The organism is Serratia sp. TSA_105.2 (assembly GCF_052692115.1).
The window spans coordinates 1,255,248-1,276,702 of record NZ_JBQZFT010000001.1; the positions used below are offsets into that span (position 1 = coordinate 1,255,248).

Sequence of the window (21,455 nt, forward strand, 5' to 3'; positions counted from 1 at the left end):
TGCCACTCAATAACAAAAGGGTAATACCATGACAACCCAAGGCAAATTCAAGAAGCAGCTTACGCTCACCGATCTGACGTTCATCGGTCTGGGCGCCATATTCGGCTCCGGTTGGCTGTTCGCCGCCAGCCATGTCTCCTCCATCGCCGGCCCGGCCGGCATCTATTCCTGGCTGATCGGCGGCCTGGCGGTACTGCTGCTCGGTATCGTTTACTGCGAGCTGGGCGCCGCCCTGCCGCGCGCCGGTGGCATCATTCGCTATCCGGTGTTCTCGCACGGCGAACTGATGGGTTATCTGCTGGGGTTTATCACGCTGATCGCCTTCTCCAGCCTGATTGCCATCGAAGTCGTCGCAGCCCGGCAATACGCCGCCGCCTGGTTCCCGTTCCTCAGCCAGCCGGGTTCCGGCGACCCTACGCCGATCGGCTGGCTGGTGCAGCTGGCGCTGCTGTGCTTTTTCTTCGCGCTCAACTATTACAGCGTCAAAACCTTCGCTAAATCCAATAACCTGATTAGCGTGCTGAAGTTTCTGGTGCCGCTGCTGGTGATCGTGGTGTTGTTCAGCTTTTTCAAACCGGAAAACCTGCACAGCCAGGGCTTTGCCCCCTTCGGTTCAGCCGGGGTTGAGGCCGCCATTTCCGCCGGTGGCATCATCTTCGCCTACCTCGGCCTGACGCCGATCATTTCGGTCGCCAGCGAGGTGCAAAGGCCGCAACGCACCATTCCCATCGCGCTTATCCTGTCGGTGGTGCTGTCCACCATCATCTATGTGCTGCTGCAGATAGCGTTTCTCGGCAGTATCCCCAGCGAGATGCTGAGCGGCGGCTGGGCCGGCATCAGCCAACAGTTCTCCCTGCCGTTCCGCGATATCGCCATCACGCTGGGCATGGGATGGCTGGCATTTCTGGTGGTCAGCGACGCGATCGTTTCGCCGAGCGGCACCGGCAACATCTATATGAACACCACGCCTCGCGTGATCTACGGTTGGGCGCGCGCCGGCACCTTCTTCAAACTGTTCACCCGGGTGGATGGCGAGTCCGGCATTCCCCGCCCGGCGCTGTGGCTGACCTTCGCTCTCTCGGTATTCTGGACGCTGCCGTTCCCGTCGTGGGAAAAGCTGATCGGCGTGGTGTCCGCCGCGCTGGTGCTGAGCTACGCCATCGCCCCGGTCACCGCCGCCGGGCTGCGGCGCAATGCGCCCGATATGCCGCGTCCGTTCCGGGTGCGCGCTTTCTGCGTGCTCGGCCCGCTGTCGTTTATCATTTCGGCGCTGATGGTCTTCTGGTCCGGCTGGGATACCGTTTCCTGGCTGCTCGGCTTGCAGATCCTGATGTTCTTCATCTACATCCTGTTCAAGAATCAGGTGCCGACCCACGCCGTTAGCCTCCGACAGCAAATTTGGTCCTCGCTGTGGCTGATCGTCTTCTATGCGCTGGTGATCGCACTCTCCTACCTCAGCAGCTTCGGCGGCATCGGCGCCATTGCCCACCCGTGGGACACCCTCACCATGGCGGTGATTGCGCTGGCGGTTTACTACTGGGGCGCCTATACCTGTTTACCCCAGGCCAATTTTATCGGCGATGAAGAAGAATGAACCCAGGGAGGACATCGAAATGACATCCATGCACGTTCTGTCGCTGGAACAGGCTTATCAACTGACGTTGCGCGCACTGCGCAGCAACGGTTTCAATCAGGCGCATGCCGAGGCGGTAGCTCAAAATGTCACCCAGGGCGAACGCGACGGCTGCGCTTCGCACGGGCTGTACCGACTATTGGGCTGTGTGCGATCGCTGCGGGCAGGCAAGGTTTCTGCCGATGCAATGCCCAGGTTGCTCGACCAGGCACCGGCCATCTTGCGTGCCGACGCCGGCGGCGCGTTTTCCCTGCTGGCCTACCGCACCGCTCTGCCGGCCTTTATCGAGAAGGTGCGAGCCAACGGTATCGCCGCGCTGGCGATCAACCGCTGCGTGCACTTCTCCGCGTTGTGGGCCGATATCGAACCGCTGACCGAGCAGGGGTTGGTGGCCTTGGCCTGCACGCCCAGCCATGCGTGGGTGACGCCGGCCGGCGGTTCGCGCCCGCTGTTCGGCACCAACCCCATCGCCTTCGGCTGGCCGCGCCCGGATCGGCCGCCGTTTTTGTTCGACATGGCCACCAGTGCGGCGGCGCGCGGCGAAATCGAATTACACCGCCGAGCAGGCACCCCGCTGCCTGAAGGCTGGGGCATTGATGAGGCAGGCAATCCGTCCACCGATGCCGCCAGCGTGTTGGAGGGCGCGATGCTGACCTTCGGCGGACATAAGGGCTCGGCGCTGGCGGCGATGGTTGAATTGTTGGCAGGGCCGCTGATCGGCGATATGACCAGCAAGGAATCGCTGGCCTACGACGACGGTTCCGGTTCGTCGCCTTACGGCGGTGAGCTGATCATCGCGTTGGATCCTGAGCGTTTTCTCGGTGCGGATAAGGCGAAATATTTCGCCAGCGCAGAGGCGATGTTTGCCGATATGCTGGCGCAAGGCGCACGCATCCCCGGCGAACGCCGTTATCGGCAGCGGCGCCAGAGCGAACAAGACGGCGTGAAAATTCCCAGGACGTTGTACGACGAAATCGTGGCGCTGTGCGATTAGCACCGGATTGATTCCCCCGCGCCGGCAATCCGGCGCGGGGAGAGACTTATCCTGCCTGAGCCAGATCGCTGTGCAGGCGCTTGCGCCACACCGGTTTGGTGTCCCAGCGAGCGAAGTGTTTCGCCTCTTTACCCGGCTGCACCTGATGCCACATGTCTTCTTGCCACCGGATCGGTTCCTTTCCTCGCAACGTTGGGCGGGTCTGTTTAATCGTCCGTTGCAAGACGTCCGCTTCCTCGGCGGTAATGGACGGCGCCTGTCTGGCGGCGTCCAGCGCACGGCTTCCCAGCGGCGCCATCACCTGATACAACACGTTGACCTGCTGCAGCGTCGCTTGCTGATTAGTGCTCATCCCCTTACCCGACCAACCGTCGAAGTTTTCACCGGGATCGTCCCCCTGCGCGCGGTACTCATTACCTGGCCCCTCGACGATATTCCATCCTTGCCAGGTCACCAGAGTGTGTAATCCATCGCGATCCTGCAGGTTTTTATTCTTGATCTGTTTGAGCACTTCGGCGCGGTTTGGCACACCGATAAGGTTCATAAACTCGTCCAGCGCGTCCCAATGCTGCCCCGCCACCAAACCATTCCAGACATTACGCAAACAGTTCCAGGGAATGGTGTGATGCCAGGTCAGCGTGATAAGCGGTTTGGTTGACGCATGTTGCCAACGGCTCGGTTCACTGCCCCGATCGCCCCTGATAATCCCATCGACTTCTAATGGCATAGCTGCCCCTCTTCTGGCTGAAATGAAGAATACGCGCAAGGCCGGTGGCCCGGTCGGCATAAAAACGTCAGCTAAAATCGTAGCAGCTCAAGCTGAGATGGCAATAAAACACCAGGCACGCTCTGCAGTCGACAGGCAACTACAGAACGCACCCGAAAACGGAGACGGATTATCTGACCACCATCACCGAAATATTGGCATGACGAACGATAGCGGCGGCGTTAGACCCCAGCAGATAGGTTTTCACGCTCGGGCGACGCGAACCGATGATGATCAGATCGGCATCGATCTCTTCCGCCAGTTCCAACACCTGATCGCGCGCGGAACCGAAGCTGACGGTGTAATTGAGGCGATCCAACGGCAGATCGATTTCGGACATGATTTTCTTCAGTTTATCCACCGCCTTCACTTCCGCCTGATTCTCAAACTCCTTGAGACCGAACGAATAGGCAGTAACAAACGCCGAGGCATCCGGCAGCGCATGGAAGAAGTGCACTTTAGCGCCGGACATCTTCGCCAAATATTCCACATGCTTCAGCGCATGCTCGGTCAACAGGTCCTCTTCAATATCGATCGGCACTAAAATAGTCTTGTACATATCACATCCTTTCTATGTAAACCGGGTGCCTACAGAGTACTGCCGCGCGCGGCCGCGGTGAATCGCTTTATCATGCTTTTGTGATCGGGGGTAAATACTGATAAGGATAGTTTTTAATTTAACAAAATATAAACATCACGCCGATAACGAATAGGCGCTTAATTATTTATTACTCGAGATTAAATCAGCTGTAAATAAACCGCTTTGGCGGTGGCGGCAGTCTTATTGGCGACAGAAAGTTTTTTAATCGAGTTGCCGATATGGAAATTGACCGTGCGCTCGCTCACCCCCATCAACAGCGCGATTTCTTCCGCCGTTTTCCCTTCGCTGCACCAGCGTAAAATGTCTTTTTCGCGCAGCGTCAGCACGTATTTTATCGCGTCGTCGTTCACCGAAATCAAGGCTTCACGCAGCGTTTTATGGGCGGTTTGCGCCAGCCAAAGGAAAAAAGTTTCATTTACTGCGCGCGCTTGCGGCGTTTGCTCGGGTAGCGCTTTACCGGCAAACGTCAGGATCCCCAGCCGGCCATAGCAATCCTTGACCGACTGCGACCAACCGGCGCACAGGCCGAATTGCGCCATACGCCGCCAAAGCGTCGGCCGCTCGTGATAAAAGCTTTCGTCCCACTGGAACTGCAGCGTGGAATGGTGAGCGCGCTCAATAACCGGATCCTGCAAATACACCCGCTGCCGCCGATAGTCCTCGAGATAATTCGCTGAAAAATTCCCTTCGATCAGCATCTTGGGGCGGCTGGCCGGATAACAGGAAAACACGATGTAGGAGAAGTAATCAAACCCCAACGCCTCGGCGCAGGGCTCCAGCTGCGTCAGAAAGCATTCGCGATCGGCCAGGCTGCCAATCACCTCCGCCATGAGCCGTTGAGTGCGGGTATCCATAACGCAGGTTCTCCAGATAGCGATGCCGATTTATCGATAGGTCAAACTCACTATAGAATATCGTCGCCCGGCGCCAGTAGCCGTTTCATATAATAAAAAATACCAACGCTATAACGAAAACAGCTATTCCCTTTAAAATAAGCCTTTTTATTTCCCCGAACAGGAAAACTACGCGAATAGCATAATCTCCTCGGCACGTAAACCTGTCATTTCTACCGTTAGACAGCCAGGACACCGCCAATTACTTTCCAGACAGGCACCCAGTGCCGCCGTAAATCCAAAGAGATAATAAGCATTTGCGAATTTCGCATGGCATACAGTGACGGGGATTTTCTATGGCAGAAAGTAATGCAGCAATTCAGTCGGCTGCGATTATCGGCGCGGGAACGATGGGCAGAGGCATCGCTTATCTTTTCGCACAAAAAGGCATTCGCACGGTGCTTTATAATCGCAACGGCAATACCCTCAATCAGGCTCGCGAATATATCGAGCTAGACCTGAACAAGAAAGTCGAACAGGGCAAGATCGCGCTGCAGGATAAAGGCGCGGTGCTGGCCAATCTGGTGTTCACCTCGGCGTTTGAGACCATTGCCGACAGCGAGCTGGTGATAGAAACCATCGCCGAGCAAGAGCAAACCAAACTTGAGGTGCTGGCGGCCATCGCCGCGGCAGTCAAGCCCGACACGCTGATCGCCACCAATACCTCCTCACTGTCGCTAAATAAGCTGGCAACCGCAGTGACGCACAGCGAGCGGTTTATCGGTTTGCACTTTTTCAACCCCGCGCCGCTGATGAAACTGATTGAAATCATCCCGGCCTACTTTACCGCATACGCCACCACGGAGCGTTGTCGTCAACTGGTGGCCACGTTGGGGAAACGCGATGTCGTCTGCCAGGCCACGCCGGGGTTTATCGTCAACCGCATGGCCCGCCCCTACTACCTGGAAGGGTTCCGCCTATTGGAAGAACACGTGGCGCGCGCGCCGCAGATCGACCGTGCCCTCAAGGCCGGCGGGCACTTTCGCATGGGGCCGCTCGAGCTGACCGATTTTATCGGCCAAGACATCAACTATCAGGTCAGCCGGCAAATCTGGCAGGACATGCAATACGACGCGCGCTATACCCCCGGCCACCTGCAGCGTTCGCTGGTCGATGCCGGTTTGTTGGGAAAAAAGAACGGCCGCTCCTATTTTGCCGCCGAAGAAAACGCCCCGCCGGTGATGGCCGCCACCGATGCAGACATTGAGACGCTGCACGTTTACGGCGAACACCCTTTTTTTACCCTGTTACAACAGCGGGCCGCGCTTCAGTGGCCACGGCTGCGCGTGGAACAACGGCCAGCATTGCCGGGCCTGGGGCCGGCCGTCCGGATCAATGACGCTTTCACCATCAGCATCACCGATGGCCGCACGGCAAACCAGCTGGCCGAGCAGACGGCGGCGGATGCCTTTGTGGTCGATGTCGCCCTGAATTACGCCGACACGGCGTATCTGGTGGCAGCCCACAGCCGCCACGCCTCTGCGGCCAATAAAGCGCTGTTTTTACGCCTGCTGCACACGGCAATCCCGCAGGTTGAATTTATCAAGGATTCCCCGGCGCTGATCGTCGCCCGCGTCCTCAGCAGCCTGATCAACGAGTCGGTGATCATGGTGGAAAGCGGCGTCTGCAGCCGGGAAGACATCGATGTTGCCGCCGTCGCCGGCGTTAACTACGCCGATGGCATTTTTGGCTGGCTCGATAGCCTGGGGGAAAAAAACGTCATGACGACGCTGAGCAACCTGGCGCAGCTGCTGCACGCGGCGCGCTATGCGCCGCATTACACCCTTCTGCACGCCGCGCAACCGGCGCTGACGACCACGCCTTAAGGATTAATGATGAGCATTCAAGATGACGGCGTTTATCTGATCGACGGCACGCGCACGGCGATCGGCACCTATGGTGGCAGCCTGGCGCATACCCGCCCCGACGACATGGCGGCAACGATCATTCGCAGTCTGCTGCAGCGCCATCCGGCGGCGGAAGCGAGCCTGGACGAAGTGGTTCTGGGCTGCGCCAACCAGGCCGGCGAGGACAACCGCAATGTCGCCCGCATGGCGGCGCTGCTTGCCGGACTGGATCCGTCGGTGCCGGCCATCACCCTCAACCGCCTTTGCGCCTCCGGGTTGGATGCCGTGATCTACGCCGCGGCAAAAATCCGCAGCGGCCTTAGCGAACTGATTCTGGCCGGTGGCGTGGAAAGCATGAGCCGCGCGCCCTATGTGCTGAGCAAGAGCGAAACGCCGTTCGATAAGGGGGTAAAGCTGTACGACACCACGCTGGGATGGCGCTTTGTTAATCCGCGGCTGGCGGAGCGCTACGGTAGCGATCCACTCGGCATCACGGCGGAAAACGTGGCTCAACGGCAGCATATCTCACGCGAGGAACAGGATCTGTTCGCGCTGGCCTCGCAGCAAAAGGCCCGCCGGGCGATCGACAGCGGCCGGCTGGCGCGGGAAATCACGCCCGTAGACGTGCCGGCGGATCGTAAAACGACCCGCACATTCGCGCAGGACGAGTTTCCCCGGCTCAGCACGCTGCAACAGTTGCAGACGCTGAAACCGGCGTTCTCCGCCGGCGGTTCAGTCACGGCAGGCAACGCTTCCGGCATCAACGACGGCGCCGCCGTGCTGCTGCTGGCTTCCGGGCGCTACGTGAAGCGTCAGGGGTGGCAACCTCTGGCGGAGATCGGCGACAGCGCGGCCGCCGGGGTTGAACCTGCGCTGATGGGGCTGGGGCCGATCGCCTCCACGGAGCGCTTACTGCAGCGCGGCGGGTTCACCTTGAACGACTTCGACATCATCGAGATTAACGAAGCGTTCGCCTCACAGGTCCTGGCGGCGCTGAAACACTGGCGTATCGACGCCAACGACGCGCGGGTTAACCCGAACGGCGGCGCCATCGCGCTCGGTCATCCATTGGGGATGTCCGGTGCGCGCCTGGTGCTGTCGGCGGCGCTGGAATTACGCGACCGACAGGCGAGCAACGCATTGGTGACGATGTGCGTCGGCGTCGGCCAGGGTCTGTCATTAAATCTTAAAGCCGTTTAACACAAGGAATATGCGATGAGCGTACTGAACATTCTTGAAGAAAAGCTGGCGGAAACCAAAAAACAGGGGCGTTTTCGCGAGTTCCTCAACCTTGAACGTGGCGTACAGGACAAACCCTGGGCCACCAGCCACGGACACCAAGGTGAGCGCCGTCTCAACGTCTGGTGCTCGAATGACTATCTGGCGATGAGCCACCACCCCAAAGTGCTGCTGGCCACCACCGAAGCGGTTAACCGGGTCGGGTTGGGCACCTGCGGCGCCCGCAGCATTTCCGGCACCTCGGTCTACCACAGCGAGCTGGAAACGCTGCTGGCCAGCGCTTACGGCAAAGAGTCGGCGCTGCTGTTCACTACCGGTTTCGGCGCCAACGACGCCACCTTATCCACCCTGTGCGACGCCATTCCCGATCTGATCGTATTCTCCGACGAGCTGAATCACGCCTCGATGATTTACGGGATCCGCTACAGCAAGGCGGAGAAAAAGATCTTCCGCCACAACGATGTGGCACACCTCGCCGAGCTGCTGCAGGCCGCCGATCCGGCGCGGCCAAAGCTGATCGCCTTCGAGTCGCTGTATTCCATGGACGGTGACTTCGCTCCCCTGGCACAGATCGTGGCGCTGGCGGAACAGTATCAGGCGCTGACCTATCTCGACGAGATCCACTCCGCCGGCGTCTATGGCGAACGGGGGCTGGGCTACGCCGAACAGCTGGGCCTGCTGGATAAAATCACCATTATTCAGGGCGGTTTCGGCAAGTCTTACGGTGCGGCGGGCGGCTATATCGCCGCCCCCCGCTCGGTGGTGGAGGCGGTGCGCAGCTGGGCCCCGGCATTCGTCTTCAGCACCTCGTCACCGGCGCCGGTGGTGGCCGCCGCGCTGGCCAGTTTTAAATACAACCTGGAGCATGACACCCAGCGCAAGCACCTGCTGGCGATCGTCGATCACCTGAAAACCGGTCTGCGCGCAGCCGGCATTCCGCTGGTGTCGGCCGACAGCCATATCCTGCCGCTGCGGGTCGGCGATCCGCACCGCAACAAACACATCAGCAAAGTACTGCTCGATGAGCATGATATTTACGTGCAGCCGGTCAATGCGCCGACGGTGCCCGCAGGCAGCGAGCGGCTGCGGGTAACGCCAACCTCGGCGCACTCCCATGCCGACGTGGAGACGTTCCTGGCGGCGCTGGGACGGGTCTGGACAGCGAACGATCTGCGGAGGGCAGGATGAAGTTAGCGGATTATAACGGCCATCTGGTCACGCTCTGTCTAATGGCGACCGGTACGTTCGCCATCGGCACCGACGCCTTTATCGTGGCCGGCGTGCTCAGTGACATTTCCGATACCTTTGCCGTCAGCCCCGCGCAAGCGGGGCAGTTGATATCGGTATTCGCACTGGCTTATATGCTGTTCGCGCCACTGACCGCCTGGCTGCTCGGCAACGTCAACCGCAAGCATATCCTGCAGTTGGCGCTGGTGCTGTTCATCGCCGGCAATCTGGCCTGCGCCTGGGCCACCAGCTACCTGCAGATCTCGTTCGGCAGAGTGCTGGCCGCATTGGGAGCGGCCTGTTACACGCCGCAGGCCGCCGCCGCTGCGGTGGGGCTGGTAGCGGAAAAACGCCGCGGCCTGGCCATTTCCATCGTCTATGGGGGCATGACGTTGGCTATTGCGCTCGGTATTCCATTCGGTACCTTTCTCGCCAAACTGATCGGCTGGCGTGAAATATTCCTGTTCATCGCCCTGTTGGGGGCAATTGCGCTGCTGGGCCTTTCGCTGGCGCTGCGCGCCATTGCGCCACCGGGCAAGCATTCGCTGAAAGAGCGGCTCGCCCCGCTGCGGCAAAAGGCGGTGCTGACTACGCTGCTGATCACCTTTTTTGCCGTTTGCTCTGAACACATCGTCTATAGCTACGTCAGCGTCTTGCTGAAAAACACCCAGTTCGGCCCGCAGGCGATTCTGCCCCTCGCGCTGCTGGTGTTCGGTATTGGCGCGGTGATCGGCAATTTTGCCTCCGGTGCGTTAACCGATGCCCTCGGCAGCAAGTTTGTGCTGCTGTTTTCCGTGGCGCTCCAGACGCTGTCCCTGTTTCTGCTGGCCTTTAATGTCACTTCCCCCTGGTGGGTACTGGCCATCTTCCTGGTCTGGGGCATTACCGGCTGGATGTATCTGGTGCCGATCCAACATCACCTGTTGTCGCTGTCGAAACGCTTTGGCGCGCTGACCGTGTCGCTCAACAGCTCGGTGCTGTACGCCGGCATCGCGGCGGGCGGCATGCTGGGCGGCCTGACGCTCTACGCGCTGCCGGCCCATTACCTGCCGCTGTTTTCGCTGCCGCTCGGCGCCATCGCCCTGCTGCTGACGCTGCTGTTTTTCCGGGGAGAGACCAACAATGAATGAAGCCCTCCCGGTGCTTTATGAGCGCCATGGCGAGCAGGTTGCGGTCATCACCCTCAATCGGCCGAAAAAAAAGAACGCCATCAACCTGCAGATGGCCGAGCTGATCCGCACCTACCTGCGGCAGGCAGATAACGATGACTCGGTGCGCGCGATCGTCCTGGCCGGTCAACCGGCGGTATTTTCCGCCGGCATGGATATCAACGCCTTTCATCAGGGTGAACTGCCCATTGTCACGCCGGAGGGGTTTGGCGGGCTGATCCATGCACAGATCGCCAAGGTGATCATCGCCGCCGTTGATGGCATCGCTTACGGAGGTGGCTTTGAGCTCGCCCTGGCCTGCGATCTGATCGTCGCTGGCCAGGGCGCACGCTTCAGCTTCCCCGAAACCGGGCTCGGATTGGTCGCCGCACAAGGCGGGTGCGCGCGCTTGCCGGCGCGAGTTTCTCCCTATGTCGCGCTCGACTGGCTGCTGACCGGCAGAATCGTCGATGCGCAGGAGGCGTTATCACACGGCGCCATTTCCCGTATCAGCGAGGGGACGGCCCGGGAAGAAGCACTGCGCATCGCCGAACAGATCGCCGGAAAAGATCTTGCCGCCAGCCAAACGGTTAAGGCCATCGTGCGCCAGGGGCTGGCACGGCAGGAAGCTCCCTCATTCGATTTTCAACAAGGCCCGGTCGAGCGCCTGCGTCAGGCTGCCGCCCGCCGATAATACCCCTGCCGGTTCGCCTGAACCGGCATTTCCGCTTTTCCGCCACAGCTCAATTTACGCAGCCCGCCTCTCGGTGCTGGGCTACACTGCCGGTAGCCCTAATGCGCTGATAAGGAAAAACAATGCGCCCTTTGCCTCTGCTGACCCCCAGGCTGATCCTGCGCCCGTTCACGGCCGACGATCTGCCCCACTTTACCGCCTACCGCAGCCACCCGGACGTGGCGCGCTATCAAAGCTGGAGCGACTACGGCGCCGCCGATGCGCAGGCCTTTTTCGAACGGCAGCGGCGGCTCGAGTTCAACCGTGACGATAGCTGGTTTCAACTGGCGGTCGAGCGCCGCGAGGACGGCGCGTTGCTCGGCGATGTCGCGGTGCATTTCTTCGATGTGGGGCGCCAGGCTGAACTGGGCGTGACCTTCGCGCCCAGCCATCAGCGGCAAGGGATGGCGCACGAGGCGCTGAACGCCGTCATCGCCCTGCTGTTCGGGCCGCTGGCGAAGCACCGCATTACCGCAGTGGTGGACGCCCGTAATCTTGGCGCCGCCGCGCTGTTCGGCAAGCTGGGTTTTCGGCGCGAGGCCCATTGGCGGCAAAACGTGTTTTTTAAAGGCGCGTGGGGCGACGAATTCGGTTTCGCTCTGCTGCAAAGCGAATGGCGGGAGAATGCAAAGCATGGCGCTGCTGAATAAATACCTTGGGCAATACCAATTCTCGGAGCGGCATGCCATTACCATCGCCGCACCACCGGCCCGGATCCTGGCGGCCGTGGCCGCTTACGATCCCAAGCACGATCGCTTTTTCCGCAGCATGATAGCGCTGCGCGAATTGCCCGCACGGCTGATACCGCGCGATAAACCCAGCCCACCGCCGTTTGGCCTGCATAACTTTTGCCTGCTTGAGCGGGATGAAACGGCGCTGGTCTATGGCCTGATCGGCCGCTTTTGGCAGGCCGAATACGGTCTGGAGGACGTCGCCGACGGGCCGGGGTTTCTGGCCTTCGCTCAGCCCGGCGTCGCCAAACTGGCGTTGGGTTACGTCGTGACCCCTTTGCCGAGCGGCCACTGCCGCCTGGTAACGGAAACGCGCATCTTCTGCCCCGACGACGCCAGCCGACGGCGGTTCACCCCCTACTGGTATACTATTCGCCTGGTCAGCGGGCTGATACGCCGCCGTATGTTGCGCGACATCAGGACCGCCAGCGAGGCCACCGCGCATAATCATTCATAGGGTGAATACATTTAGGAGCATTCTCAGAGCATGCCTCAAGCAATAAGGTTATTTATTAACCATTACAAGATGCATTGAGAAGCCATTAGCCCCGCCCCCCTGCGGGGCTTTTTTCATCTAGTCACCGTTCAAACCGGGAAATACCTGCATAAACAGGAAGGTGCAAGGCTTGCGCTGGTGCTGATTAATCTGTGGCACTAGCCGGGTGAAATGCTCGGTCTGACAATGCACATCCAGGGCGGCGCGATCCGGCCAGCTTTCGATAAAAATAAAATGCCCGGGGTCCTGCTGGTCGATGCACAGTTCATAACTGATGCACAGCGGCTCTTGACGGGTTTTCTCCACCAGCTCGCGATACCATGGCATAACGGTTTCAATGTGTTCCGGGTGGATAAAGTCTTCAGCGATGACCTTCAGCATGTTGCGCTCCTGCATTCTGTTTTGCCGTGCCTCACCTTATCGTCCTCACTCCCGAGATGAAAGCACCCTACTCCAGGCCTATCGCCGGGTTGCCAATTCGGTGATAGCGCACACAGATCTCGATCAAAGCGCTTGAACCTACCCTGGCCCTGTGTGAACTTCCGGTTAACAAAAAAGCAACACACCATTTACCATGGTGATGTCTGCACCAACCTGCCGACCCGATACGCGGCGTTTTTTTCGCCCTCAAAGGCCTGACCATTAGTCCTTTAGACCTTTAAGGATCGCGAAAAGAAACCGTGGTTACCGTCGTGTTGAGGGCAACGGCATCAGGACGGTCCTGTGACCGACGCTTGTCATTCTCAGAAGAGATGTTAACGCCAGTGAATCACACCACCTATGCCGCTCCTGCGCTCAACGTCGCCATTCGCAAAACCTGGCGCAGGCTGGTGCCATTGATGTTCGCCATGTACTTTGTCGCCTTTATCGACAGGGTTAACGTCGGCTTTGCCAAGGACGCGATGGCCATCGATATCGCGCTGTCCCAATCCGCCTTTGCGCTCGGCGCGGGGATATTTTTTGCCGCCTATGCGCTGTTCGGCATCCCGGCCAACCTGCTGATGAACCGCTGGGGCGCCAAACGCTGGCTCAGCGCCACCACTGCGCTGTGGGGGGCGCTGTCGGCCTGCACCGGGCTGGTGACCAACGAACAACAGTTTATCGTCCTGCGGTTTCTGCTGGGGATCGCCGAGGCCGGGTTTTACCCCGGCATCCTGCTGCTCGCGTCGATCTATTTTCCCAATAAGGTGCGCGCCTCGGTCATTGGCATTTTCGTGCTCGGCGTGCCGGCGGCCCTGACGCTCGGCTCCCCGCTGTCGGGGGCATTGCTGGAGATGCACGGCGTGCTGGGTAAGCCCGGCTGGTTCTGGATGTTCGTGCTGGAAGGGTTGCCGGCCGTCGCCCTCGGCGTCTTCGCCTTTTTCTATCTCGACGATAGCCCGCAGCAGGCCCGCTTTCTGACTGAGGAAGAACGCACGGCGCTGGTCGCACAGTTGGCTGCCGAACAGCAGCAGACCGAAACCAGCAGCGTCAAAGCTGCGATGAGAAGCGGCAAAGTTTGGCATCTGGCGTTGATCTACGGCACCCTGCAGATCGGCGTGTACGGCCTGATGTTTTTCCTGCCTTCGCAGGTCGCCTCGCTGATGGGCACCCATCTCGGCTTCAAGGCCTCGCTGGTGGCCGCCATTCCCTGGGCGTTCTCTGCGCTGGGCGTCTATTTCCTGCCGCGCTTTGCCGACAGAAACCCCGCCAGAAGACTACCGATCGCCGTCGCCTGCATGGTCGCGGCGGCGCTGGGGCTGGTGGTCTCTTCCTATGCCGGTCCTTTGCTCGCTATCGCCGCACTCAGCTGTTGTGCAGTCAGTTTCCTGGCGGTACAGCCGATTTTCTGGACGTTTCCCGCTCAGGTGCTTACCGGCCCGGCGCTGGCGGCCGGCATCGGCTTTTGCACCACGCTCGGCGCGGCGTTCAGCTTTTTAGCCCCGCTTATCCGCACCGAGGCGGAACAGCGTTTTCACAGCCCGCATGCCGGGCCGCTGGTGCTGGCTGCCTTTGCACTGCTGTGCGCCGCGCTGTTGTGGGCGCTCAAAAACCGGCGCGCCGACGTGAGCAAGCAAGACGCAAAGATTGCCGGATAGCGGCGCGTTATTTAGCCATTATTGAACCTGCGGATGGGACACTGGCATTCAGCCCCCTCGCCCACAGGTGTTAAATGGATGAATTGACGCACATTATCGCCAAATACACCCCGGAGCCGGAGATGTTGCTGCTGCTGATTTTCCTGTTTGCGCTGGGTAAATCCGTGATCTTCGTTTCCTCCGTCCTGCCGCCCGCCTCGGTCACGCTGCTGATGGGCATCGTTGCGGGCAAGCACGCGCTGCCTGTCAGCGCCGTTTGGGCGGCCATCACCCTCGGGGCCGCGCTGGGATCGATCTTGTCGTTCCACTGCGGCGCACTGCTGTGCCGCCGCGATCTTGGCAGCCGGCTACCGGCGCGTTTTCATGCGCCGCTGCACAAAGCCCAGCGCGCCCTGCAAAAGCGCGGGTTGCCATTGCTGTTCGCCTCACGTTTTCTGGCCGTAATGCGCTATACCGTACCGCTGATGGCCGGCATGCTGAAACTGCCGCTGGGGCGCGTCTATGCCACCGCCGCACTCTCGGCCGCCGCCTGGGCGCTGATCTTGATGTCGGCTGCGCATTTATTCCCCGCATCTTGACCTGAAAGATTCTTGGGCAAATGACCGCCCCATGCGCCGACGTTGCGCCAGCGCACAGCCTCTCTTGCCGTATAAACCGCCGTGCAACACCGCAGTTTGCGCCAGATCACCTTTCTGAACATCAGTCGAAAAATGCGAATTTTTTTGCAAAAAGCGCGCTTAAAACGGCGCAATGAGGAAACAAGCAGAGAAAAACCTGGGCGTAACACGCTGATTTGGTTGGTGGGTCGTACAGGGTTCGAACCTGTGACCCATTGATTAAGAGTCAACTGCTCTACCGACTGAGCTAACGACCCAACGCGATAAATTGTCCTCCTCGTCAGTGCCGCTGTCAAACGCTTACACTCATTACTTTTTCTCATGCGAATTTTACAACCCTTTGTTTAATCAACGAGATAAGCCGCATAAGGTCTATTAATCCCACCTTTTGAAGAGTAATCTTCCGCTCCCTGAACGTCCGATTTGCCTCCTCCGTGTAAAGATTGATCGACTTTTATCCCGCGTATAAATGTTGTAAACATGTTGCACAAAGGTGGCGTTATTGCACTACCTTACTAAAGCCGGGCCAACCGGATAAATGTATAAAAAAGAGCCACTTCAGAGCTCGCGACTTCACTAATGACAGGTAAAACAGGACATCATCAGATGGTAGATCACTCTAAAATAGCGACTGACGCGACGCCCGCTTCAGAAGATCATCTACGGCGAAACCTCACTAACCGACATATTCAACTGATCGCCATCGGCGGCGCCATCGGCACTGGTCTGTTTATGGGCTCAGGTAAAACCATCAGCCTGGCCGGCCCTTCGATCATCTTCGTGTACATGATCATCGGCTTTATGCTGTTCTTCGTGATGCGCGCCATGGGCGAGCTGCTGCTGTCCAATCTGGAATACAAATCGTTCAGCGATTTCGCTGCGGATCTGCTCGGCCCGTGGGCCGGTTTCTTCACCGGCTGGACCTACTGGTTCTGCTGGGTGGTCACCGGCATCGCCGACGTCGTGGCGATTACCGCCTACGCCCAGTTCTGGTTCCCCGGGCTGTCGCAATGGATCGCTTCGCTGCTGTGCGTACTGTTGCTGCTCGGCCTTAACCTGGCAACGGTGAAGATGTTCGGCGAAATGGAATTCTGGTTTGCGATGATCAAAATCGTCGCCATCGTCGGGCTGATCGTCGCCGGGCTGGTGATGATCGCCATGCAGTTCCAGTCGCCGACCGGCACCGTGGCCTCATTCACCCATCTGTGGAATGACGGCGGCATGTTCCCGAAAGGCATCAGCGGCTTCTTCGCCGGCTTCCAGATTGCGGTATTCGCCTTCGTCGGCATTGAGCTGGTGGGCACCACCGCCGCAGAAACCAAGGATCCGGAGAAATCGCTGCCGCGCGCCATCAACTCGATTCCGATCCGCATCATCATGTTCTACGTGTTCGCCCTGATCGTCATCATGTCGGTCACGCCGTGGAGCTCCGTGGTGCCGGACAAGAGCCCGTTCGTTGAACTGTTCGTGCTGATCGGCCTGCCTGCCGCGGCCAGCGTGATCAACTTCGTGGTGCTGACCTCCGCCGCCTCCTCCGCCAACAGCGGCGTGTTCTCCACCAGCCGCATGCTGTTCGGGCTGGCGCAGGAAGGCGACGCGCCAAAATCGTTCGCCAACCTGTCCAAGCGCGCGGTGCCGGCCAACGGCCTCACCTTCTCCTGCATCTGCCTGCTGGGTGGCGTGGTGCTGATTTACCTGATCCCGAACGTGATGACGGTCTTCACCCTGGTGACCACCGTATCGGCGATTCTGTTCATGTTCGTCTGGACCATCATCCTGTGCTCGTATCTGGTCTACCGTAAACAGCGCCCGGCGCTGCACCAGAAATCGATCTACAAGATGCCGGCCGGCAAACTGATGTGCTGGGTGTGCATGGCGTTCTTCGTGTTCGTGCTGGTGCTGCTGTCGCTGCGCGAAGACACCCGCCAGGCGTTGATCGTCACCCCGCTGTGGTTCATCGTGCTCGGCCTGTCTTACGTGTTCCTGCGCAAGAAGAAAACCGCGTGATGCAAAAAGGGGCGGATATCTCCGCCCCTTTCTTCTTTTTGTGCCTCTGCGCTAATCGGCTTCCGTCGCCACCGCCGCTTTATCCTTGCGCCGCACGCGCAGCTCGCTGACCACCACCCCAATCACGATCAACGCGCCCCCCAATAACGCCACGCCCGGTAAACGCTCCCCGGCCAACCGCCCGACGATGCCCGCCCAGACCGGTTCGCCGGCGTAAATTACCGTGGCCCGCGTCGGCGAAACGCTGCGCTGCGCCCAGTTCATGGTCAGCTGAATCAAGGCGCTGGCCAACCCCAGCCCAATGGCGCTGTACAGCAGGTAATCCGAATACGGCGGCGGCGACTCGCCGGTCGGCGCCATCATCAAAAATGAGGCCAGCGAGGCGGTCGCCAGCTGCACGATGGTCACCCGGCGGATATTCACCTTACCCGCGAAGGCGCCGATCAGAATGATCTCTGCCGCCATCCCCAGGGTACCGGCCAGCGTCAGAATTTCGCCGAGGCTCAGCGTCATGTCGGTGCTGCTCGGCGCCGCCAGCAGCATCAGGCCGGTAAAGGCCAACAGAATGCCGATCCACGACATGATGCCGGGGAACCGCCCCAGCACCAGCCATTGCAACAGTGGCACGATCGGCACATACATGGCGGTGATAAACGCCGATTGGCTGCTGGTGATGGTCTGCAGGCCGACGGTTTGCATGCTGTAACCGAACATAATCGCCAGCCCAATCAGCCCGCCCGCCTTCAGTTCATACAGGGTCAGGCCGCGCAGCACGCGCAGCGAAAACAGGGTCAGCGCCAGCGTAGCGGTGGCGAAACGCAGGCCGACGAAAAAGAACGGCCCGCTGACCTGCATCGCGTGATGCACCGCCAAAAAGGTGCCGCCCCAGATCATGGTGATGAAAATCAACACCGCTTCCGGCAGCCTGATTTGCGGAACCACGGCGGAAATAAAGGATTTTTTTGCTGCTGACACCGGCTTGCCCTTCCTGCTGAGTGCAATATAATGCACAGATCCTGCCAGTATGAGATAAAGTCCGGCGATGAGCAATACGGCGCATAACGCAAAAACCGATCCCCCCAAGGTGCTGCAGTACCTGAGCAGCAATCTGCGCGGCTACCGCCAACAGGCGGGCCTGAGCCAAATGGCGCTGGCCGAGCTTTCCGGCGTCAGCCGCCGCATGTTGGCGGGCATCGAGGCCGGCGATCGCAACGTCAGCCTGGCGGTGCTCGACAAGATCGCCGCCGCCCTGGCGATTTCCTTTACCGATCTGATCCAGGCACCGGAGGCGCGCGGCAGCCATATGGTCGGGGAATTGGCCTGGCAAGGCGCGCAGCCGGGCAGCCAGGCGCTGTTCGCCGCCAGCGTACCGGCGCGGCAGCGGGCCGAGCTGTGGGAATGGACGCTGATGCCGGGCGAGCGCTATGACTCTGCGCCGGACGCCGAAGGCTGGAGCGAAATGATCTACGTGATTGCCGGTACCCTGACGCTGGAACTGGAACAAGATACGCTGACGCTCACCGCCGGCGCCGCGCAAACCTTCAACAGCAATCAACGCTACGCTTACGCCAACCACGCCGACCTGCTCCTGCGCTTTATCCGCAACGTCGCCTTCTGACCGCCCGCCGGCCCGCATCGGCGGCGGATGTCGTGTCGCTGTCGTGCCGCTGTCGTGGCGCCGCCCCCCCGCTCGCCCTACACTGAATGACAGTGACAGCGAACTCAGGAGTGCACCATGCAAAAGTACCGCATCAGGCCATTACGTCTGGAAAAAGGCTGGTCGCAGGAGCAGCTGGCGACGATCGCCGGCCTCAGCACCCGCACCGTCCAGCGGATAGAAAACGGTGAACAGGCCAGCCTGGAAACCTTGACCGCGATCGCTGCCGCGCTGGGCGTGCAGGTCAGCGATCTCAATGCGCAGCCGCAACAGGCAATGGAGGAGGAGACGCCTGACGAACAGCGTATTCGTCGCCAGATCGCGGCAGAAGGCAAACTGCTGAGCATGGCGGTGCGTTTCGCCGTGATTGGCGTGATGTTGTTCGCCATCAACTGGTTTACCCACCCGCAATATCTCTGGTCGCTGTGGGCGATCGGCGGCATGAGCCTCGCGCTGGTCATGCGGGCGGTGCGTACCCTGCTGCTGCGCAATGTCTTCAGCCGCTGGCAGGAACAGCGGCTAGCGCACAAGCTGCGGCGCTTGCCCTGAATCCGCCATTCGACAAAACCAAATTCGTCATTCGCTTCTATGCTTATCAAGAGTTTTTGTTAATCATCTGAGCGGGAGTACAGTACATGACGAAAGTGTTGGTGCTTTATTACTCAATGTACGGCCATATCGAACACCTGGCGCAGGCGGTGGCCGAAGGCGCGAATCGGGTTAACGGCGTGGACGTGACGATTAAACGCGTGCCGGAAACCATGACGCCGGAGGCCTTCGCCAAAGCAGGTGGCAAACAACACCAGCAGGCGCCGGTCGCCAGCCCGCAGGAACTGGCGGACTATGACGGCATTATCTTCGGCACGCCGACCCGCTTTGGCAATATGGCCGGGCAGATGCGCACCTTCCTCGATCAGACCGGCGGCCTGTGGGCCTCCGGCGCGTTGTACGGCAAGGTAGGCAGCGTCTTCTCTTCCACCGGCACCGGCGGCGGTCAGGAACACACCATCAGTTCCACCTGGACCACGCTGGCGCACCACGGTTTCATCATCGTGCCGATCGGCTATGCCACGCCAGAGCTGTTTGACGTTTCGCAGGTACGCGGCGGCACCCCGTATGGCGCCACCACCATCGCCGGCGCCGACGGTTCGCGGCAACCGAGCAACGAAGAGTTGACCATTGCCCGCTATCAGGGCGAGCACGTGGCAAAAATCACCGCCAAGCTGAAAAGTTAAGCACCCTCCTGCGCCTGTGATTCAAAGGGCCGCGCATTCGCACGGCCCCATCTTGTTGCCGACCCGCCGCAAGGTTAGAATGCCCCTCCCCCGGCCATTCAGCGTCTGAAGGCCAGGCCCGAATTCGTTCTGCCCGTCGCTTGTCAGCCTTAGGCGCGAGGACGGGCGTTCTGTTTTTTGCGCACAGCGAAGGGAATAAGTCAGTGTCTAAAGATTTTGATGAACTAATAAGAGACATGGATCTTATTATTGAAAATGTAGACAGCTTCAAGGCTCTGGCTCCGCGCGCGCCCGAGCCGGCCCCGCCGCCGCCGGTTCATCACTACGACTCGTTCTGCGAAAACATCGCGCTGAAAGTGGTTTTGAAGGTGCTGCTGTCTTCGGTGGACAAGATAGTCAAAGTGCAGATCGCCAACAAGGTCGAGCAGGAAATCGCCCAGATTGAACAGCAGGTGGTGCGCGCCGGCGGCGGCCCGGTGTCGCCGGACGATCTGGCGCAAATGACGCACTATGTGCGCCGCACGGTCAACGACCTGCTGGAATAATCCTCTCCCCTTTGAAACGGCGTCTGTTGGACGCCGTTTTCATTTCTGCCGTATTTCACGTGCAGCATGGCTGTACTATGACTGACACATTCACAACACGAATGTGTTGCATTGTTGTATTCGTTTCACTGCGATAAGTTTAATTCACTGTAAATATATACAGTATTTTTTAACTTATTGAGGATATGAATATGCGCTTTAACAACAAGATGTTGGCCCTGGCCGCCCTGCTGTTCGCCGCACAGGCGTCGGCCGACACGCTCGAATCCATCGACAACTGCGCGGTCGGCTGCCCGACCGGCGGCAGCAGCAACGTGTCGATCGTGCGTCATGCTTATACGTTGAACAACAACAGCACCACCAAATTCGCCAACTGGGTGGCCTATCACATCACCAAAGACACGCCGGCCAGCGGCAAGACGCGCAACTGGAAAACCGACCCGGCGCTCAATCCGGCGGATACCCTGTCGCCCGCCGATTACACCGGCGCCAATGCGGCGCTGAAGGTCGATCGCGGCCATCAGGCGCCGCTGGCCTCGCTGGCGGGCGTTTCCGACTGGGAATCGCTGAACTACCTGTCCAACATCACGCCGCAAAAGTCCGATCTTAACCAGGGCGCCTGGGCGCGGCTGGAAGATCAGGAACGCAAGTTGATCGATCGCGCCGATATCTCCTCGGTCTATACCGTGACCGGGCCGCTGTATGAGCGCGATATGGGCAAACTGCCGGGCACCCAGAAAGCGCACACCATCCCCAGCGCCTACTGGAAGGTGATTTTCATCAACAACAGCCCGGCGGTAAACCACTATGCCGCCTTCCTGTTCGATCAGAACACGCCGAAGGGCGCCGATTTCTGCCAATTCCGCGTGACGGTGGACGAGATCGAGAAACGTACCGGCCTGATCATCTGGGCCGGTCTGCCGGACGACGTGCAGGCCTCGCTGAAGAGCAAGCCCGGCGTCCTGCCGGAGCTGATGGGCTGCAAAAACTGACGAAAAAACCCGCCGA

General features: G+C 59.7%; 22 protein-coding genes and 1 tRNA gene. 17 read left to right on the forward strand and 6 right to left on the reverse strand.

Going from position 1 to position 21,455, the window contains the following annotated elements; translation table 11 throughout:
• The first annotated feature begins 28 nt into the window (after positions 1-28).
• Together ACUTSC_RS05955 and ACUTSC_RS05960 are read left to right on the forward strand one after the other, a co-directional pair.
• Positions 29-1,594 carry an APC family permease gene (locus tag ACUTSC_RS05955; protein WP_445653174.1) on the forward strand — a complete coding sequence of 522 codons (1,566 nt, stop codon included), beginning with the start codon at positions 29-31 and terminating at the stop codon, positions 1,592-1,594.
• A 19-nt stretch (positions 1,595-1,613) separates the two neighbouring features.
• Entirely contained in the window at positions 1,614-2,627 is a 1,014-nt protein-coding gene (locus tag ACUTSC_RS05960) for an Ldh family oxidoreductase (protein ID WP_443003173.1), read from the forward strand.
• A gap of 46 nt (positions 2,628-2,673) precedes the next feature.
• Here ACUTSC_RS05960 and ACUTSC_RS05965 read toward each other — a convergent pair whose 3' ends face one another.
• The 3 genes from ACUTSC_RS05965 to ACUTSC_RS05975 all read right to left on the reverse strand — a co-directional run bounded on the left by ACUTSC_RS05965 (position 2,674) and on the right by ACUTSC_RS05975 (position 4,848).
• Positions 2,674-3,354 (reverse strand): hypothetical protein, encoded by a 681-nt coding sequence (locus ACUTSC_RS05965; RefSeq protein WP_445653175.1) that lies wholly within the window; start codon positions 3,352-3,354, stop codon positions 2,674-2,676.
• 169 nt (positions 3,355-3,523) lie between these two features.
• Positions 3,524-3,952, reverse strand: coding sequence for a universal stress protein (locus tag ACUTSC_RS05970; RefSeq protein ID WP_025302347.1), 429 nt, complete (start codon positions 3,950-3,952; stop codon positions 3,524-3,526).
• 179 nt (positions 3,953-4,131) lie between these two features.
• Positions 4,132-4,848 carry an autoinducer binding domain-containing protein gene (locus tag ACUTSC_RS05975; protein WP_197768639.1) on the reverse strand — a complete coding sequence of 239 codons (717 nt, stop codon included), beginning with the start codon at positions 4,846-4,848 and terminating at the stop codon, positions 4,132-4,134.
• 335 nt (positions 4,849-5,183) lie between these two features.
• Here ACUTSC_RS05975 and ACUTSC_RS05980 point away from each other — a divergent pair, with 335 nt between their 5' ends.
• From ACUTSC_RS05980 to ACUTSC_RS06010, 7 genes are all read left to right on the forward strand, one after another.
• Positions 5,184-6,713 (forward strand): 3-hydroxyacyl-CoA dehydrogenase NAD-binding domain-containing protein, encoded by a 1,530-nt coding sequence (locus ACUTSC_RS05980; protein WP_197768638.1) that lies wholly within the window; start codon positions 5,184-5,186, stop codon positions 6,711-6,713.
• A gap of 9 nt (positions 6,714-6,722) precedes the next feature.
• The gene (locus tag ACUTSC_RS05985) at positions 6,723-7,934 is read left to right on the forward strand and encodes an acetyl-CoA C-acyltransferase (protein ID WP_197773446.1); all 1,212 of its coding nucleotides are present in this window, start codon (positions 6,723-6,725) and stop codon (positions 7,932-7,934) included.
• A 15-nt stretch (positions 7,935-7,949) separates the two neighbouring features.
• Entirely contained in the window at positions 7,950-9,161 is a 1,212-nt protein-coding gene (hemA, locus tag ACUTSC_RS05990) for a 5-aminolevulinate synthase (RefSeq protein ID WP_197768637.1), read from the forward strand.
• The gene (locus ACUTSC_RS05995; RefSeq protein WP_197768636.1) at positions 9,158-10,330 is read left to right on the forward strand and encodes an MFS transporter; all 1,173 of its coding nucleotides are present in this window, start codon (positions 9,158-9,160) and stop codon (positions 10,328-10,330) included. The genes hemA and ACUTSC_RS05995 overlap by 4 nt, the downstream gene beginning before the upstream one ends.
• Positions 10,323-11,042, forward strand: coding sequence for an enoyl-CoA hydratase-related protein (locus tag ACUTSC_RS06000; protein ID WP_197768635.1), 720 nt, complete (start codon positions 10,323-10,325; stop codon positions 11,040-11,042). The genes ACUTSC_RS05995 and ACUTSC_RS06000 overlap by 8 nt, the downstream gene beginning before the upstream one ends.
• 122 nt (positions 11,043-11,164) lie before the next feature.
• Complete coding sequence (locus tag ACUTSC_RS06005) at positions 11,165-11,731, forward strand: GNAT family N-acetyltransferase (RefSeq protein ID WP_197768634.1); 567 nt, start codon at positions 11,165-11,167, stop codon at positions 11,729-11,731.
• The gene (locus ACUTSC_RS06010; protein WP_197768633.1) at positions 11,715-12,269 is read left to right on the forward strand and encodes a hypothetical protein; all 555 of its coding nucleotides are present in this window, start codon (positions 11,715-11,717) and stop codon (positions 12,267-12,269) included. The genes ACUTSC_RS06005 and ACUTSC_RS06010 overlap by 17 nt, the downstream gene beginning before the upstream one ends.
• A 117-nt stretch (positions 12,270-12,386) precedes the next feature.
• On the opposite strand, the gene ACUTSC_RS06015 is transcribed toward ACUTSC_RS06010, so the two are convergent.
• Positions 12,387-12,689, reverse strand: a complete 303-nt coding sequence (locus tag ACUTSC_RS06015) for a putative quinol monooxygenase (RefSeq protein ID WP_047730753.1) — start codon at positions 12,687-12,689, stop codon at positions 12,387-12,389.
• Between the two features lie 371 nt (positions 12,690-13,060).
• Between ACUTSC_RS06015 and ACUTSC_RS06020 the strand changes: the two genes are divergently transcribed.
• Together ACUTSC_RS06020 and ACUTSC_RS06025 are read left to right on the forward strand one after the other, a co-directional pair.
• Complete coding sequence (locus tag ACUTSC_RS06020) at positions 13,061-14,386, forward strand: MFS transporter (RefSeq protein ID WP_445653176.1); 1,326 nt, start codon at positions 13,061-13,063, stop codon at positions 14,384-14,386.
• A 74-nt stretch (positions 14,387-14,460) separates the two neighbouring features.
• On the forward strand, positions 14,461-14,964 hold the full coding sequence (locus ACUTSC_RS06025; protein ID WP_100396520.1) for a DedA family protein: 504 nt from the start codon (positions 14,461-14,463) through the stop codon (positions 14,962-14,964).
• Between the two features lie 220 nt (positions 14,965-15,184).
• Here ACUTSC_RS06025 and ACUTSC_RS06030 read toward each other — a convergent pair.
• Positions 15,185-15,260: transfer RNA gene (locus ACUTSC_RS06030), tRNA-Lys, on the reverse strand.
• A 349-nt stretch (positions 15,261-15,609) separates the two neighbouring features.
• Between ACUTSC_RS06030 and cycA the strand changes: the two genes are divergently transcribed.
• Entirely contained in the window at positions 15,610-17,010 is a 1,401-nt protein-coding gene (gene cycA, locus ACUTSC_RS06035; RefSeq protein WP_060419626.1) for a D-serine/D-alanine/glycine transporter, read from the forward strand.
• Between the two features lie 51 nt (positions 17,011-17,061).
• Here the strand turns inward: cycA and ACUTSC_RS06040 are convergent, their stop codons facing one another.
• On the reverse strand, positions 17,062-17,985 hold the full coding sequence (locus ACUTSC_RS06040) for a DMT family transporter (RefSeq protein ID WP_060434822.1): 924 nt from the start codon (positions 17,983-17,985) through the stop codon (positions 17,062-17,064).
• A gap of 67 nt (positions 17,986-18,052) precedes the next feature.
• Here ACUTSC_RS06040 and ACUTSC_RS06045 point away from each other — a divergent pair, with 67 nt between their 5' ends.
• From ACUTSC_RS06045 to ACUTSC_RS06065, 5 genes are all read left to right on the forward strand, one after another.
• Positions 18,053-18,628 (forward strand): helix-turn-helix domain-containing protein, encoded by a 576-nt coding sequence (locus tag ACUTSC_RS06045; RefSeq protein WP_197768631.1) that lies wholly within the window; start codon positions 18,053-18,055, stop codon positions 18,626-18,628.
• A 117-nt stretch (positions 18,629-18,745) separates the two neighbouring features.
• Complete coding sequence (locus ACUTSC_RS06050; protein ID WP_197768630.1) at positions 18,746-19,216, forward strand: helix-turn-helix domain-containing protein; 471 nt, start codon at positions 18,746-18,748, stop codon at positions 19,214-19,216.
• An 86-nt stretch (positions 19,217-19,302) separates the two neighbouring features.
• The gene (gene wrbA, locus ACUTSC_RS06055) at positions 19,303-19,902 is read left to right on the forward strand and encodes an NAD(P)H:quinone oxidoreductase (RefSeq protein WP_049201633.1); all 600 of its coding nucleotides are present in this window, start codon (positions 19,303-19,305) and stop codon (positions 19,900-19,902) included.
• A 236-nt stretch (positions 19,903-20,138) separates the two neighbouring features.
• On the forward strand, positions 20,139-20,447 hold the full coding sequence (locus tag ACUTSC_RS06060) for a hypothetical protein (RefSeq protein ID WP_197768629.1): 309 nt from the start codon (positions 20,139-20,141) through the stop codon (positions 20,445-20,447).
• A 191-nt stretch (positions 20,448-20,638) separates the two neighbouring features.
• Positions 20,639-21,439, forward strand: a complete 801-nt coding sequence (locus ACUTSC_RS06065; RefSeq protein ID WP_197768628.1) for a DNA/RNA non-specific endonuclease — start codon at positions 20,639-20,641, stop codon at positions 21,437-21,439.
• Positions 21,440-21,455: the final 16 nt, after the last annotated feature.

What these genes read in the sequence shown, in the direction of transcription:
- ACUTSC_RS05965 (WP_445653175.1), bottom strand. Translation starts at nt 3,354, where the DNA reads ATGCCATTAGAAGTCGATGGGATTATCAGGGGCGATCGGGGCAGTGAA.
- ACUTSC_RS06025 (WP_100396520.1), top strand. Translation starts at nt 14,461, where the DNA reads ATGGATGAATTGACGCACATTATCGCCAAATACACCCCGGAGCCGGAG.
- ACUTSC_RS05995 (WP_197768636.1), top strand. Translation starts at nt 9,158, where the DNA reads ATGAAGTTAGCGGATTATAACGGCCATCTGGTCACGCTCTGTCTAATG.
- ACUTSC_RS06045 (WP_197768631.1), top strand. Translation starts at nt 18,053, where the DNA reads ATGAGCAATACGGCGCATAACGCAAAAACCGATCCCCCCAAGGTGCTG.
- ACUTSC_RS05975 (WP_197768639.1), bottom strand. Translation starts at nt 4,848, where the DNA reads ATGGATACCCGCACTCAACGGCTCATGGCGGAGGTGATTGGCAGCCTG.
- ACUTSC_RS06060 (WP_197768629.1), top strand. Translation starts at nt 20,139, where the DNA reads ATGGATCTTATTATTGAAAATGTAGACAGCTTCAAGGCTCTGGCTCCG.
- hemA (WP_197768637.1), top strand. Translation starts at nt 7,950, where the DNA reads ATGAGCGTACTGAACATTCTTGAAGAAAAGCTGGCGGAAACCAAAAAA.
- ACUTSC_RS06000 (WP_197768635.1), top strand. Translation starts at nt 10,323, where the DNA reads ATGAATGAAGCCCTCCCGGTGCTTTATGAGCGCCATGGCGAGCAGGTT.
- cycA (WP_060419626.1), top strand. Translation starts at nt 15,610, where the DNA reads ATGGTAGATCACTCTAAAATAGCGACTGACGCGACGCCCGCTTCAGAA.
- ACUTSC_RS06010 (WP_197768633.1), top strand. Translation starts at nt 11,715, where the DNA reads ATGGCGCTGCTGAATAAATACCTTGGGCAATACCAATTCTCGGAGCGG.
- ACUTSC_RS06065 (WP_197768628.1), top strand. Translation starts at nt 20,639, where the DNA reads ATGCGCTTTAACAACAAGATGTTGGCCCTGGCCGCCCTGCTGTTCGCC.
- ACUTSC_RS05985 (WP_197773446.1), top strand. Translation starts at nt 6,723, where the DNA reads ATGAGCATTCAAGATGACGGCGTTTATCTGATCGACGGCACGCGCACG.
- ACUTSC_RS05970 (WP_025302347.1), bottom strand. Translation starts at nt 3,952, where the DNA reads ATGTACAAGACTATTTTAGTGCCGATCGATATTGAAGAGGACCTGTTG.
- ACUTSC_RS06050 (WP_197768630.1), top strand. Translation starts at nt 18,746, where the DNA reads ATGCAAAAGTACCGCATCAGGCCATTACGTCTGGAAAAAGGCTGGTCG.
- ACUTSC_RS06005 (WP_197768634.1), top strand. Translation starts at nt 11,165, where the DNA reads ATGCGCCCTTTGCCTCTGCTGACCCCCAGGCTGATCCTGCGCCCGTTC.
- ACUTSC_RS05960 (WP_443003173.1), top strand. Translation starts at nt 1,614, where the DNA reads ATGACATCCATGCACGTTCTGTCGCTGGAACAGGCTTATCAACTGACG.
- ACUTSC_RS05980 (WP_197768638.1), top strand. Translation starts at nt 5,184, where the DNA reads ATGGCAGAAAGTAATGCAGCAATTCAGTCGGCTGCGATTATCGGCGCG.
- ACUTSC_RS06015 (WP_047730753.1), bottom strand. Translation starts at nt 12,689, where the DNA reads ATGCTGAAGGTCATCGCTGAAGACTTTATCCACCCGGAACACATTGAA.
- wrbA (WP_049201633.1), top strand. Translation starts at nt 19,303, where the DNA reads ATGACGAAAGTGTTGGTGCTTTATTACTCAATGTACGGCCATATCGAA.
- ACUTSC_RS06020 (WP_445653176.1), top strand. Translation starts at nt 13,061, where the DNA reads ATGTTAACGCCAGTGAATCACACCACCTATGCCGCTCCTGCGCTCAAC.
- ACUTSC_RS05955 (WP_445653174.1), top strand. Translation starts at nt 29, where the DNA reads ATGACAACCCAAGGCAAATTCAAGAAGCAGCTTACGCTCACCGATCTG.